13 protein-coding genes are annotated in these 14,999 nt (G+C 37.5%); 8 read left to right on the top strand and 5 right to left on the bottom strand.

The features are described from left to right. Positions 1–41: 41 nt before the first annotated feature. From LQU94_RS07525 to hydF, 4 genes are read left to right on the top strand one after another with little or no spacing between them, the layout of a single operon-like run. On the top strand, positions 42–290 hold the full coding sequence (locus LQU94_RS07525; RefSeq protein WP_230697067.1) for a TM1266 family iron-only hydrogenase system putative regulator: 249 nt from the start codon (positions 42–44) through the stop codon (positions 288–290). After that, positions 287–1,336 carry a [FeFe] hydrogenase H-cluster radical SAM maturase HydE gene (hydE, locus tag LQU94_RS07520; protein WP_230697066.1) on the top strand — a complete coding sequence of 350 codons (1,050 nt, stop codon included), beginning with the start codon at positions 287–289 and terminating at the stop codon, positions 1,334–1,336. The genes LQU94_RS07525 and hydE overlap by 4 nt, the downstream gene beginning before the upstream one ends. Position 1,337: 1 nt before the next feature. After that, on the top strand, positions 1,338–2,771 hold the full coding sequence (gene hydG, locus LQU94_RS07515; RefSeq protein WP_230697094.1) for a [FeFe] hydrogenase H-cluster radical SAM maturase HydG: 1,434 nt from the start codon (positions 1,338–1,340) through the stop codon (positions 2,769–2,771). Continuing rightward, positions 2,768–3,928 (top strand): [FeFe] hydrogenase H-cluster maturation GTPase HydF, encoded by a 1,161-nt coding sequence (gene hydF, locus LQU94_RS07510; RefSeq protein ID WP_255702435.1) that lies wholly within the window; start codon positions 2,768–2,770, stop codon positions 3,926–3,928. Before hydG ends, hydF begins: the two co-directional genes overlap by 4 nt. A gap of 96 nt (positions 3,929–4,024) precedes the next feature. Here the strand turns inward: hydF and LQU94_RS07505 are convergent, their stop codons facing one another. The 4 genes from LQU94_RS07505 to LQU94_RS07490 form a co-directional block, all read right to left on the bottom strand. Then, the gene (locus LQU94_RS07505; RefSeq protein ID WP_230697065.1) at positions 4,025–5,359 is read right to left on the bottom strand and encodes an acetyl-CoA hydrolase/transferase family protein; all 1,335 of its coding nucleotides are present in this window, start codon (positions 5,357–5,359) and stop codon (positions 4,025–4,027) included. Between the two features lie 58 nt (positions 5,360–5,417). After that, positions 5,418–6,623 (bottom strand): nitrate/nitrite transporter, encoded by a 1,206-nt coding sequence (locus tag LQU94_RS07500; protein ID WP_230697064.1) that lies wholly within the window; start codon positions 6,621–6,623, stop codon positions 5,418–5,420. Positions 6,624–6,818: 195 nt separating this feature from the next. Further along, positions 6,819–7,709, bottom strand: coding sequence for a LysR family transcriptional regulator (locus LQU94_RS07495; protein WP_230697063.1), 891 nt, complete (start codon positions 7,707–7,709; stop codon positions 6,819–6,821). Positions 7,710–7,739: 30 nt separating this feature from the next. After that, entirely contained in the window at positions 7,740–8,885 is a 1,146-nt protein-coding gene (locus LQU94_RS07490) for a homoserine dehydrogenase (RefSeq protein WP_230697062.1), read from the bottom strand. Positions 8,886–9,037: 152 nt separating this feature from the next. Between LQU94_RS07490 and LQU94_RS07485 the strand changes: the two genes are divergently transcribed. The 4 genes from LQU94_RS07485 to LQU94_RS07470 all read left to right on the top strand — a co-directional run bounded on the left by LQU94_RS07485 (position 9,038) and on the right by LQU94_RS07470 (position 13,942). After that, entirely contained in the window at positions 9,038–10,036 is a 999-nt protein-coding gene (locus LQU94_RS07485; protein WP_230697061.1) for an aspartate-semialdehyde dehydrogenase, read from the top strand. 71 nt (positions 10,037–10,107) lie between these two features. After that, complete coding sequence (locus LQU94_RS07480; protein ID WP_230697060.1) at positions 10,108–10,905, top strand: nitrilase-related carbon-nitrogen hydrolase; 798 nt, start codon at positions 10,108–10,110, stop codon at positions 10,903–10,905. Next, on the top strand, positions 10,898–11,998 hold the full coding sequence (locus tag LQU94_RS07475) for an Mbeg1-like protein (protein ID WP_230697059.1): 1,101 nt from the start codon (positions 10,898–10,900) through the stop codon (positions 11,996–11,998). The genes LQU94_RS07480 and LQU94_RS07475 overlap by 8 nt, the downstream gene beginning before the upstream one ends. A gap of 711 nt (positions 11,999–12,709) precedes the next feature. Next, positions 12,710–13,942 carry an LTA synthase family protein gene (locus tag LQU94_RS07470; protein ID WP_230697058.1) on the top strand — a complete coding sequence of 411 codons (1,233 nt, stop codon included), beginning with the start codon at positions 12,710–12,712 and terminating at the stop codon, positions 13,940–13,942. Between the two features lie 45 nt (positions 13,943–13,987). On the opposite strand, the gene LQU94_RS07465 is transcribed toward LQU94_RS07470, so the two are convergent. Next, entirely contained in the window at positions 13,988–14,995 is a 1,008-nt protein-coding gene (locus tag LQU94_RS07465) for an electron transfer flavoprotein subunit alpha/FixB family protein (RefSeq protein WP_230697057.1), read from the bottom strand. Positions 14,996–14,999 lie beyond the last annotated feature (4 nt).

Below are 14,999 nucleotides of genomic sequence, written 5' to 3'. Positions count from 1 at the left end.
CGGTTTTTTTGTCGTGCTTTTTTTATTTTTAAGGAGGGAAAATGGAAAGACGAATTGCCATTTTAGGAATTATTATTGAAGATATAAAACAGAGTGAAAAAGTACAGAGCATTTTACATGAATACAATGAATATATTTTAGGAAGAATGGGCCTCCCACGGGTGGAGAATGATCTTTTTATTATTACTGTGGTTCTAAATGCTCCTCAAGATAAAATTTCAAGCCTTAGCGGTAAATTGGGAAATATTGAAGACATTACCGCGAAAGTCATTTATTCAAAGAACAAATGAAAGAGAGAATTTTAAGACAAATCGAGAGGGGAACTCTCGAGAGAGAAGAAATTCGATTTCTTTTGGAAACTCACAACAAAGACATTCAGGAAGCCCTACGGAAAAAAGCTTGGGATCTTTGCCAAGAAAACTATGGAGATTCTATTTTTATTCGAGGATTGGTTGAATTTTCCAATTATTGCAAACAAACTTGTTATTATTGTGGAATCAATGGAAAAAATTCTGAAATCCAAAGATTTCGTCTTCCGGTTGAAGAGGTGCTTTCCGCTTGCGAATATGGATACAACAAAGGATTTCGCACGTTCGTTTTACAAGGAGGCGAGGATCCAAGTTTAGAAGACGATTATTTTATTTCTATTATTAAATCCATAAAAAAATCTTTCCCCGATACGCGAATTACCCTTTCTTTAGGGGTTCGCAGCTACGAAAGTTTGAAAAAACTAAAAGAGGCTGGGGCCGATCGATATCTTCTTCGCCACGAGGCGGCCAATGAAGAGCTCTTCGGGAAACTTCACCCAAAGAATCAGAGCTTTGAAGAACGAAGAAAAACCCTCTATCATCTAAAAGATTTGGGATTTGTCGTTGGTTCTGGCTTTATGATTGGAGCGCCTTTTCAAACCATAGAAAATATTTTGGAGGATTTTGATTTTTTACAGGAACTACAACCTCAAATGATTGGCGTGGGACCTTTTATTCATCACAAGGACACGATTTTTCACGGAGAGGGCAACGGAGATTTGGAGCTTTCTTTGAAAGTGGTATCCATCCTTCGTATTTTGTTCCCTCAAGCCCTAATTCCGTCAACAACGGCGTTAAATAGCATTCATCCTCAGGGACGTATTTTAGGAATGCTCCATGGAGCCAATGTTGTAATGCCCAATCTATCTCCTGAGAAGGCGAAACAAAATTATTCCTTATACGATAACAAAGCCATCCAAAATTTAGAGGCCGCTGCCTATATTCATGAATTGGATGAGGAATTTATGAAGATTGGAAAAAAGATAAAAATTGATGTGGGAGATCCTATTGATGGAAAGAGAGGATAATATGTACAAATACAATCCAAAAAGTAGTGTGGCAGAGGAATTTATTCACGATGGAGAAATTCTAGATACCATTGCCTTCGGGGAAAAAAATAAAAACAATCGGGAACTCATAGAATCTATTTTGGAAAAGGCCAAGGAGAGAAAAGGATTAAACCATAGAGAGGCCTTTCTCCTTGTGTCTTGTGAAGAAGAAGATTTGAACGAAAAAATCTTTGCTTTGGCTAAGGAAATCAAAATGCATATTTATGGGAATCGAATTGTTTTGTTTGCCCCTTTGTATCTTTCCAATTACTGTATCAATAGTTGCGTTTATTGTCCTTATCACGTAAAAAACAAACACATTGCTCGAAAAAAATTGACCATGGAAGAAATTCGACAAGAAACCATAGCTCTTCAGGATATGGGCCATAAAAGATTGGCTTTAGAAAGTGGAGAGCATCCTATAGAAACGCCCATTGAATATATCTTAGAAGCCATTGAAACCATTTATTCTGTCCATCATAAAAATGGAGAAATCCGAAGGGTTAATGTCAATATTGCCGCAACGACTGTGGAAGAATATCGAATGTTAAAGGAGGCGGGAATTGGAACGTATATCCTTTTCCAAGAAACCTATAATAAAAAATCCTACGAAGCTCTTCACCCAGCCGGTCCAAAATCCAATTACGCTTACCATACGGAAGCTATGGATCGTGCCATGGAAGGAGGAATCGACGACGTTGGAATTGGCGTCCTCTTTGGTCTAAACAATTACAAATACGATTTCGTTGGATTGCTCCTTCACGGGGAACATTTAGAGGCAAAATATGGCGTAGGTCCTCATACTATTTCTGTCCCAAGAGTTCGGCCAGCTGATGATATTGATCCTGAAGATTTTACCAACGCATTGCAAGATGATGTATTTGAAAAACTGATTGCTGTTATTCGAATTGCCGCTCCTTATGTTGGAATGATTATGTCCACAAGGGAATCCCAAGAGATGAGGGAACGAGCTTTAGAAATTGGAATTTCACAAGTTAGTGGAGCTTCTAAAACATCCGTTGGCGGCTACGCCGATTCTGAGGATTTGGAATTTGATCCCAAAAAAAGCGAACAGTTTGATGTTAATGATACGCGAACTTTGGACGAGGTTATCCGTTGGCTTCTTTCCCTTGGACATCTTCCTTCTTTCTGTACAGCTTGTTATCGAAATGGACGGACGGGAGACCGTTTTATGGCCATGGCGAAATCGGGAGAAATTAGCAATCTTTGTCAGCCCAATGCCATTATGACCCTACAGGAATTTTTCAACGATTATGCCAGCGAGGAAACCAAAATCATAGGCAAAAAAGTGACGGAAGAAGAGTTGGAGTTTATTCAAAGGGAAGACATTAAGGACTACACCATAAAGAGTCTGAAAAAAATTGATGAAGGATTGAGAGATTTTAATTTATGATAAAAACACAAAACGCTTTAAGAACACATATTGGAATTTTTGGAAAAACCAATGCGGGAAAATCCACTTTATTAAATCTTCTTTCGGGACAAAAATCTTCCATTGTCAGCGACATTAAGGGAACGACAACAGACACAGTAAATAAACCCATGGAAATCAATGGTTTGGGCCCGGTTCTTTTCTTAGATACGCCTGGTTATGATGATGAAAGTATTTTAGGAAAAGAGAGAATAGAAGCCACGGCAAAGGCTTTGGACAAAACCGATTTGGCCATCTTCCTTTTTTCTGGAGATTTGAAATCGGATCAAGATTTCATTTTGCAATTGGCAAAAAACAATATTCCTACGGTTTTTGCTCTTATGAGAACGGATCTTTCCTACGAAGAAGAATATTTGAAGGAATTGGAAAATTACCATCCTCTTTTTCTTCAAAAGGATTCCGAGAAAAGCAAATTCGAAATCATTGACGCCATAAAAACTCAAATTCAAAAAGAAGAAAGAGATATTACCGGTTCTTTGGTAAAGGAAAATTCCCTTACTCTCTTAGTCATGCCACAGGATATCCAAGCACCTACAGGTCGGCTTATTGTTCCCCAAGTCCAAACCATACGAGAATTGTTGGATAAAAAATCCGTTGTTGTAGCCGTAGGTTTGGATAAGTTGGAGGAATCTCTTTCTCGCCTAAAAGACGCTCCCGATCTTGTTATAACAGATTCTCAATGCTTTAAGGAAGTTTACGATATTCTTCCCAAAGAGGTTCGACTCACTTCTTTTTCCGTGCTTTTTTCCAAACTAAAGGGGGATGTGGAATACTTTATGGAATCGGCCAAAATTTTGGATTCCCTATCGGAAAATTCTAGAATCCTTATTGCAGAGGCCTGTACCCATGCTCCTTTGGAAGAAGATATTGGACGGGTAAAAATCCCTAAATTATTGCGAAAAAAATACGGCGAAAATCTTTCCATCGATTTTACTCGAGGAGAAGATTTTTTCGAAATGGAAAATTATGATTTGATCATTCATTGCGGAGCTTGTATGTTTAATCGAAAAGCCGTCTTAACTCGAGTCCAAAAAGCAAAAGATATGGGGATTCCTATGACAAACTACGGAATTACCATTGCCCATTTGAAAGGAATCTTAGACAAAGTGGTCTATTAACATTTTCTGAAAAAAACATTTTACACAAAAAAACCTTACCCGAAAAAATCGAGTAAGGTTTTTCTTTTCTCTTTTTCGATCAAGAGAAGGATAAAATTACCAAAGTTTTAATTCTTCTGCTTGAGCTTTTAATTCTTCACGGAAATCTGGATGGGCAATGGCAATTAGGGCCTCTACTCTTTCGCGAATATTCAAACCACGTAACCAAGCTACCCCATGTTCTGTTACAACATAATCTACATCGTTACGGGAAGTGGTAACGGCTGCATTTCTGTGTAAATAAGGTACGATTTTTGAACGCAATACTTTTTCGCCCTTTTCATCAGTTGTTTCGTAGGTGGAATGCATAGCAATAATGGATTTTCCCCCTTTGGACATTTGAGCGCCCATTACGGTTTCAGATTGTCCGCCAGTTCCTGACCATTGTACGCCGTCCACGGTTTCAGAAGCACATTGTCCCATTAGGTCAATTTCCAAAGAGGCGTTAATAGATACGAATTTGCTATTTTGTCCAATGGTATATGGGTCGTTGGTGAAAGTACAAGATTTGAACAATACGGATGGATTGTTGTTTACGAAATCGTACAATCTCTTGCTACCCATTGTAAAGGAACATACGGAATATCCGTCCAATAAACCTTTTTGGGAGTTATCTACAGCGCCACATTCAATTAAGTCTACCATTGTTTCTGTAAACATTTCTGTATGAATTCCCAAATGTTTCTTTGATTTTAATTCGTTGGCTACGGCATTTGGAATGTTTCCGATACCCAATTGAATGGTAGATCCATCTTCAATTAAATCGGCAATCAATTTACCAATTTTTGCATCGGTTTCTGTATAAGGTGCCAATTTTGCTTCTGGAATTGGACGATCCGCTTCCACAAAAGCATCCACCTCAGAAATGTGAACCAAAGAATCTCCATAGGTTCTTGGGAAGTTTGGATTCACTTCCAATAATACAAAGGCACCTTTATTGATTAGATCTCGTTCATAAATGGCACTTACAGACAAAGTGAAATAACCATGTTCATCCATTGGAGATACTGTCGCCATAACAACGGGACGACGTTTTTCATAAGCTACTCGGTCCAAAACTTTTCTCAGAACGGAAGTAGAGGATTGAGGAATCGCACTTACCAATTTGTCCTTATGAGCTTGACGTTGTGCCCCTGAGAAGAACCATGCGTTTTGATCCAAAATCCCTTGCATTTCTGGATCTTTGAACATTGGGTAGTCTTGCAATGGTAGACAAGTGTTCAATACACAACCTTTTACCCCGGTTTCTTTTAGATATTGCATTTCCGATAAAATCGCCGCTGGTTCCCCTGCTGCTTGAGCAGAGAAGATATAATCTCTATCTTCAATTAAATCCAAAAGCTCTTTTACGCTCTTTTTCTTTTCGTTATACATTTCTTGAAAGTTTTTCATTTTATCCTTCTCTCTTTGCTTTTCTTTGTTTCGTTTTTCTATTCAAATATTTCAGAAATTATGCTACGTTTTTGTCTTTTCCTGTTTCTGGTAATAAGAATGATCCGATAAAGAAAGTCAAACTTACTGCCAAAGCGATATACAAACCTACAGTATATCCCATATTATCGATTACAATACCGATGATAAAGTAGATGATGGTTTGGATGATATAAGAAATCGCCCAGAACAATCCCATTACTTGTGTTAATTTTCCTGCTGTCATATTTGGCAATTCTTGAGGAATCATTACCAAAGAAGTAACTGGCAAGAACATGAAAATACCAATGGCCAAAGCGGCAATGGTTGCAACAACACCGTTTGGTGCGTTAAACATTAACAATCCACTTAGGGACATTAACAATCCAGAAGCACGCATAACAGGTAGACGTTTAGAGTAACGTTTGGATAAAGCAATGGCTAAAATGGTTCCGATTACACCACCAACAGCACAAAGGGTACTTAGTGTTTTGGCTTCAATAATCGCTGCTCCTGAAATTGGGAAGATGTTTAACAATACCAAATAGAAGGTTAACAATCCAGAATAAGAGAATGGCAACAACCAGTTCACTTTTTCTTTCATTGCATCCCCTATTGTATATTTTTCTTCTAGGGCTTGGCTGTTGTTTCCTTTTGCAATTTCAAAATCTTCTCCAAATAATAACCATAGGATAAACAAAACACCACTGATTCCGGCAAAGAATCCCATGGAATATTGCCATGTGCTTAACCAAGCAATAACTGGACCTACGATAATTAAAGCAATGATACTACCTACGTTGTAAGCTACAGAGTTGATCGCATTTACAGTTGGGCGATTTTCTGGAGCAAAATAATGAATTACAATTGGGCTAAGATATACTACGTACAATGCGCCACCAAATCCCATAATGAAACGTCCTATTATGAAGATTAAATAAGATGGAGCAAAAATCGCTACGATACTACCAAGTACAATTAGCAAAGATCCCAATCCAATGGATTTTTTAGGATACAATTTGTTTAGTACACTGGCTGCCATAAAGTTACCAATGATTTTGGCAATGGTTACGGCGTTGGAAATAAAAGTGGCAGAGGCAAATCCGCTCAATTGGAAATGCTCCATAATTTGTGGGGTTAATGTACTACCTGCAATCCAGTTTACGGCAAAGAATGCATAGGTTAGAAACATTATGATTTCAATGATGATTCCTCTTGGGGAACTATTTTTTGTATTTTCACTCATAAGTCTTCCTCCTTGTTTGACTTTCTCGACAAATATTTGAATCTAGATTCCAGAAGAAAGGGTTTTCTTCTCTTCTTAATTATAGAATACCCTTATTTTGGAATTATGGTATTCTATAAAATTCATCTATCTATGAATTTGATTCATAGATAGAAAACATGCATAAAAAAGAAACTCCCCTTACAGGAGAGTTCTTTATTTCAGTGCTTCTTTTTCTTCTTTTGTAGATAAGATAAAGGATTTCATCAAAGGCGTTACGGTTTCCCCTTCTTTATAAATAATAATCAAACTCCAAGGAAATTCTGGTTCTTTTAGATGCACTTGATGCAATCGGTTTGGGTAATATTTGTCTACCAAAGGCTTTGGCAAGAGAGAAACCCCTTGGTTCATGGCTACCATTTCCAACAACATATCCCATTGATTGCTTTCAAAGATAATGTTGGGTTCGAATCCCGCCTTTTTACAGTATTCTCGGAAGACACTGTGGTACATATAGTCTTTGGAAACCTGTAGAAATTTTTCCTTCGCTAATTCAGGAAAGGCCACTTCTTCTACTTTGGCCAAGGGATGATCGTGGGATACAACCAAAACCGCTTCAGATGTAAATACGGTTTCTTGTAGAAACCCTTTTTCTTCAAAGGGAGAAATAACCACGCCTAAATCCAATTCTTTTGACAGTACTTTTTCAGAAATTTCCTTAGATGTGGATTCGTCAATGACCAAGTGGGCATTGGGAAATTTTTCTTGAAATCCTGCTAAAAATTGATAGAAATAGATACTTCCTGCTGTTGGAGGGAGTCCTAGGGTTAGATGATCTTCTTCCTCTGAAAGTCTTCGCAAAAGTTCGGTTTCTTTTCGTTCATAATATCCTACAATATCTTTTCCAAATTCATAGACAATTTTTCCGTGATCGGTAATTTCAAATAAATGGGAGGTGCGATTGATTAGTACAACCCCTAATTCATCTTCTAAAGATTTTACGGCTTTACTTAAAGTCGATTGGCTCAAATACAAATTCTCTGCTGCCTTGGTAAAACTGTTTTGATCTACGATTTCTATAAAATATTCCAAATGAGATTTGAGCATAGGGCGCCTCGCTTCCTTGTCTTGGTCTTTTTACACTTCCATTCGTGCAAAAAATTGGTCTTTTTCTAAATGCTTCATCAATTCTTGTCGCAATACTTCTTTTGTAATAATGAAATCCCCTTGTTTACTTTCTACCATTTCTTCTGGAACTTTATTCCCAAAAACAAGATATTTCCCTTTGAAACCATCGTTATGAACCGTTGCTCCTTCTTTTTTCATCAAAGGATAGCCACCGTACATTTTGGAATCCAAAATATCTGCTACCATAGCGTTTCCTGTTGGCTCTTTTCCGGCTCCTGGACCTTCAAAGGCCAAATCTCCTACAGAATCCCCTTTTATTCGAAGGGTGTTTATAGCCAATGGCAAAGCCGCCATAGGATGGCTTTCTTCCATTACAACGGGTTCTACTAAGGCAGACAAGCGGTTTTCTTCTTTTTTCGCTGTAGCCACCAATTTGATTTTCCAATGGTTTTTCTTACAAAAGGCAACAATGTCTTTGTTAATTTGAGAAATTCCCCGTACCAAAATATCTTCTTCCTGAATTTCTCCTAAAGCCATGGTTGTTACAATTCGCAATTTTCGCATGGTGTCGAAACCTTCCACATCGTCAGTAGGATCTTTTTCTGCATATCCTAAATCCTGACAAAGGGCCAAGGTTTCGCCATAATCTGCATCTTCTGCAAACATTTTGTTCAATAGATAATTACAGGTTCCGTTTAAGATTCCATTTACCTCTTCCACTTCATTGCTTACAAGCAATTGACGAAGAGGGGTTAATACAGGGATCCCGCCTCCAACGGCTGCTTCAAACAAAAAAGGCGTATTGTTCTTTTGAGAAAGGGCCGTTAATTCTTCAAAATAAGCACTTACTACGGATTTATTGGCTGTAATAACGGCTACTTTCTTTTCCAAAGCTTTTTTCATATATTCGTAGCCCGCTTCTTTGGCTCCCGTTGCCTCCGCCACAGCATCCACTTCTTCTAAAACTTTTTCATAATCTGAAGTAACGATATTTCCCCATTTTTTTGAATATTCTTCCACGCGGCTTTCTCTTACGACGATATAGGAAACTTCTACTTCTTCTCCTAAAGCTTGTTTGATTTCCTCTTTTCGGTTTTGTAAGATTTCATACGCTCCTTGGCCTACGGTTCCGATTCCGACTAATGCTATTTTCATAGAATCCTCCTCTGTAAATTTTTATTAAAATGCCAAAATAATTACCTTCTATTATACATGAAATTCCCTAAAAATTGGGGATTTTTCCCATTTGACAATTATTCTCTTTATTGCTATAGTGTATTAAATACTCTAAAGAAAGAAGGTTAGATATGAAACCCATACGTATTGCCGTTCTAGGAGCTACTGGTTTGGTAGGACAGACTATGGTAAGTATTCTAGAAGAAAAAGATTTACCTATTGAGGAGCTAAAGGTTTTTGCTTCTTCCCGTAGTGCAGGAAGCACTGTTGATTTCAAAGGCGAAAAATTGGTCTTAGAAGAACTTACGGAAGAGGCCCTTTTGGAAGGAAAATTTGACTATGCCCTATCCGCTTTGGACTCCGGTATTAGCAAGGTCTTTTCTCCTATTGCAGCTTCTGTTGGAACGGTTGTTATTGACAATAGCTCTTGTTTTAGAATGGATGAAAACATTCCGTTGGTTGTCCCTGAAGTAAATGGCGAAGATGCCTTAACCAATGAGGGAATTATCGCCAACCCAAACTGTTCTACCATTCAATCGGTGGTTGCCCTTATTCCTATTTTGGAAAACTATGGCATCAAACGAATTGTTTATAATACGTATCAGGCCGTTTCCGGTAGTGGAGTAAATGGTTTAGAAGATTTGAACCGTGGTTTGATTGGAAAGAAAAACGAATTCTATCCTCATCAAATTGCTTTTAATGCTCTTCCTCATATTGACGATTTCTTAGATACAGGCTATACCAAGGAAGAGATGAAGATGATTGATGAAACAAGAAAAATGTTCCATCTTCCGAATCTTCCCATTACAGCGACTACCGTTCGAATTCCTGTCCGCGGAGCCCATTCCATCTCTATCAATGTGGAAACCGAAAAACCTGTGGATTTGGAAGAACTTCGCAAAATCTATGAAAATACCCCTGGAATTGTCTTAGAAGACGATCCAAAGAACAACGTCTATCCCTTGGCCCTTTATACAGAGGGAAAAGACGAGGTTTTTGTTGGTCGTTTGCGCTTGGATCCATCGGTAGAAAATGGTTTGAATCTATGGTGTACAGCAGATAATATTCGAAAAGGAGCGGCTCTAAACGCCATCCAAATCTTAGAATATCTCTTGAATCATAATGTATAAAGGAAATGTTTTAGCGCCTTCTTTAGAGGGCGCTTTTTCTATGATATAATACAGAAAAATAGGAGGTTTTTATGAAAATATCTGTTGTTCAAGCGCCCGTTGCCCCCCTTGTTATAAAAGAAAATATCCATTGGATGGAAAATACATTGGAAGAAATTATAAAAGAAAACCCTGACACCATCGTTCTTCCTGAACTTTGGAATACAGGATTTGCTCCCAAGGAATTGTCCTCTTTAGAAGAGGATTGCTCCGAAGAAATTCGCAGCTTTTTGTCCTCCTTTGCCAAAAAGCACCATGTTAACCTAATTGGAGGGAGTCTTGCCCAAAAAGTAGGAGATTCTTGGATCAATCGCGCCTACGTTTATGACCGAAAGGGAGAAGAAATCGCCACCTATGATAAAGCCCATCTTTTCTCTCCTTCTAAAGAAAATGAATTTTTTACCCCTGGAAGTTCCCTCTGCCATTTTTCTTTGGACGATATTCCCTGTGCTCTTGTTACTTGCTACGATTTGCGTTTCCCTGAATGGATTCGTCTATCTGCTATGAAAGGAACAAAAATCTTGTTTTGCCCAGCGGCTTGGGGGCTATCTCGAGTGGATCACCTCCATATTTTGGCCCAAGCAAGGGCTATAGAAAACCAAATGTTTGTCGTTGTTTCCAACTGTTCCAAAGCCGAAGGATACCGCCCCTTAAGTGGTGGTCATTCTGTGGTTTTTGCCCCTACAGGGGAAGCCATTTTATCTATGGATAAGGAACCTCAATGGCAAAATACAGAATTGGACCTTTCCCTAATCGATCAAGTAAAAGATTTCTTCGATTTATGGGACGATCGACGGCCAAAAATTTACAAAGGTTTGGATCATGAATAATTTAGAAAAATACATTTACTGGAGGGGAGATTTAACCCTTGAACAAGATCCTTTTAATGAGGTAGATGGCGCCATCTTGTCCGAGTTAAGCTACGTCGATTACCTAGGTCTTGGTTGCAAATTTCCCTTAAACCTAAAAGAAGCGGCGGAATGTTGGGAGAAAATACCTATCAACAGCCTGTTGAAAAACCACGAAATTTTACGGGAAGCTGCCTACGATTTATTAACAGCCTGTGGAAAATCCTGTCGATTTCAAGATATTCTCCTTCAAGATTTTGTCTATGAACTTTCCCTTGAAGACAAATCCCAATTTGGAGCCACTCTGTTTTCCTACAAAAATCAACCCCTTTATTTGGCTTTTCAAGGGACGGATTTTCGTGTCTTAGGATGGAAAGAGGATTTTGCCCTGTCCTATTTGCCAGAAATTCCCTCCCAAAAGAAGGCAAAAGATTTTTTGGAAAAACACCTAAAACAGGCTCTTACACCCTTTTCCATTGGAGGTCACTCCAAAGGGGGAAACTTGGCACTTTATGCTGCCATGTCTGTGGAGGAATCCTTACAAGAAAAAATCGAAACCGTTTATAATTACGATGGCCCCGGCTTTCCTAAGCAACATCTGCATTTCTCTGGTTATAAAAATATAGAGAAGAAAATTCAAACCTATATTCCTCAAGATTCTCTCGTTGGTCTCCTTCTTCACCGTAGAGAAAAACCTATAGTTATTGAAAGCGACGCCAAAGATTTGCGGCAACACAGGGCCTATTCTTGGAAAGTAAAAGGGAATCATTTCCTCCCTTCGACTTTAACGGCAGAATCTCTTCAATTGTCCTCGGCCTTAGACAAAACATTGGATCTTTTGGATGCAAAACAAAGACAAGAACTTAGCCATGCTCTTTTTTCTCTATTGGGAGAAGATTCCGAAGAAAATATCATCATTGGAACCCCTTCCTATAATCTGAAAAAATTCAAAGAGGCCCTATATCAACTCCATAAATTGTCTCCTGAATCAAAAAAACTCCTCTTTGATGTCGTAAGAGAATTTTTGCGAAACCGAAATCAAATTTCAATAGATTTGAATAAAAAATCCAAATAAATTTGTACTCTTTTGATTCTATTTTTATATAGACATTGAATATTTCTAAATATATGACCAAAACTCCTATTCCCGACTTTTCTATGGAGTTTTGACATATATTTTTTTGTAAAGTCTGATAGTATGGTAGTAGGTGATTTTATGAAAAAAACGTTAAAAAATCTGTTGTTGGACTTGTTTCTCTTATCTTTTGTTACGCTACTTAGCGTATTTTTATCTTTTTTCTTTACCAATCTAACAATGGATCAAAATTTATTTCTTTTATACATAAGTAACAAAGAAATTGTATTGTTAAATTTTCTTCCCCTATTTCTTTTTCATCTCATTCTTTATTTTCTATGGGGAAAACTTTATAGATGTACATTCTTTTCTTTTCTCTTCCTTACAATCATGGGACTTTCCAATATTTCAAAACTCCATTATCGATATGAAAACATACGCTTTTCTGATCTAGGACTTATAAAAGAAGCTTTCAATATGCTAGGAAACGATTACTCCATTCTGTTCCCCAATCATTTTCTCATTATGATTGTAGTCATGGGACTCATTCTTATATTGCTTTATTTCTTTAGAAAGTACAAACTTCCTATAACATTTAGAATCTCAGGGCTAATTTTATCTCTTCTATTTCTACTTTTTAGCAAAAGTATCTTACTTTCTCCAGAAATATATGGGAAAAACAAAGTTCCCGGTTTTAATGAGTGGGTAGAAGTGGAGCAAGAAAAAGCCCATGGCATGGTTTATTCCTTTGTCTATTCCGTGAATGAAGTCATTGTTCAGAAACCTGAACACTATGATGAAGATGAAATCCATGAAATTTGGAATTCCTATGAGGATGAAGATATTCCTGAAAAAGAAAAAATCAACATCATTGCCATTATGCTAGAAAGTTACAATGATTTCTCAAAATTTGATTTGCCTTTTTCAAAATACCCTTACGATAGTTTGGATTGGATAAAAGAAAATAGCTTCCATGGATCTATTGTCAATAATATGTTTGGTGGAGGTACAGCCTTTGTAGAAAGATATTTTTTAAGAGGCTCCTATTATTATTCTAGATATTATAAACCGGTAAATTCCTATGTTTGGTACTTAAAAGACCAAGGATATAAGACCATCTCCATGCACCCAAATAGCGGAGGTTTCTATAATCGGCAAAATATCAACCCAAAACTTGGATTTGACGAATTTTATTATATGGAAAATTATTTTCAGAATTTTGATAAAGGTGGAAAGCACTTTATGGACAAAAATCTTTATCCCCATATTTTGAAAAACTATAAAGAAAACACAAAAGATAACACACCTTATTTTAATTTTACGGTTACCATGCAAAATCACGGTCCCTATGATTCTTCATCCTTAGAAGAAGAATATATTGCCCGAGAAAATTTTTCAAGCGATGAAAGCTACTATATCGTAAATAATTATTTCCATGGGATTCAAGCGAGTAGCAACGCTTTAAAAGAATTTTTAAAGACATTGGAAAAAGAAGAAAAACCGACGTTGGTGATTGCTTTCGGCGATCACAATCCATTTTTAGGAGAAGAGGATATTGGGTATAAGGATTTGAATATTGACGTTGATTCTTCCCAGATTCCAACCTATCTCAACCGAAGTCGAACTCCTTATATTGTTTGGGGAAATCCATCTCTCCAAGAAAATTTTGGAAATCTCCTCAAAGGAGAGGGACCAGAAATTTCTGCTCAGTTTTTGATGGGTACCGCTTTTGAACAATTCCATTGGAAAGGTCCAAAATATATGCAGATTGTTCGCGAAGAACTTCCTAAAGTAGATATTTTTAACGACCGTTTGACACGTTCCCAAGGAGAGTTTTTTACTTCTGAATCCAATAAATACAAAGAAATTGAAGATTTTGTTAAAAATCTCGACTATTACAATAACAAAATGTTTTATTATGATCCTCTATGGAAAGAAAAATAAAAGAGCGTCCCAAGGACGCTCTTTTTGTATAAGGTTGTTGTTAAATTATTTGCTTAATTCTTCTTTTAAGGCTTTTTCTTTGCGGATTAATTCTACTAATTTTGGTACAACTAAGTTAATATCTCCAACAACACCAAGATCTGCTACTTCAAAGATTGGAGCATCTTCAGAGTTGTTTACTGCGATGATTAAATCAGATTCTTCCATACCAGCAACGTGTTGGATGGCTCCGGAAATACCCAATGCAAAGTATAATTCTGGACGTACGGTTTTACCTGTTTGACCAACTTGTTGCGATTTTTCGATCCAACCAGAGTCTACAGCAGCTCTTGAAGAAGATACTTCTGCTTCAAGTTCTGCAGCCAATTCTGCTAAGTTATCAAATCCTTCTGGTCCACCTAATCCACGGCCACCAGATACCAATACGTCTGCTTCTGTAATATCTTTTTTCTTGTTTTCTACTTTTAAGATTTCACGAATGCGGATTTTTGAGTCAGATGGGAAAGTCATTTGTTCTACAATCACTTCTCCGTCTTCTTTTTCCACATTAATAGAGCTCATTACGCCTGGACGTACAGTCGCCATTTGTGGACGGAAGTTTTCACATGCGATCGTAGCCATTAAGTTACCACCAAATGCTGGACGAGTCATTAACAAGTTTTTGTTTTCTGGATCAATTTCCAAGCTTGTACAGTCTGCTGTAAGTCCTGTGTGAACTTGTGCAGCCAAACGTGGAGCAAGGTCACGACCGATAGAAGTTGCACCGAATAATACGATTTCTGGTTCGTATTTTTTGATGATTTGGTAAACTGCTTCTGCGTAATGTTCTGTTAAGTATTCTTTTAATACTGGGCTTTCCACTACGATTACACGGTCTGCACCATGTCTAAATAATGTTTTTGCTTCTTCTTTTATATCTGAACCCAAAAGAATCCCTACAACGTCTTGTCCTAAATCGTCTGCTAAACGACGAGATTCTCCTAATAATTCAATACCAACTTTTTCTAACTTATTGTCGCGTTGTTCAATAAAAACGTAGATATCTCTGCTCATTGTA

It is taken from the genome of Peptoniphilus sp. KCTC 25270, assembly GCF_021012875.1.
Lineage (GTDB): Bacteria > Bacillota > Clostridia > Tissierellales > Peptoniphilaceae > JAJMZJ01.
This window is presented reverse-complemented; position numbering and strand designations above follow the sequence as displayed.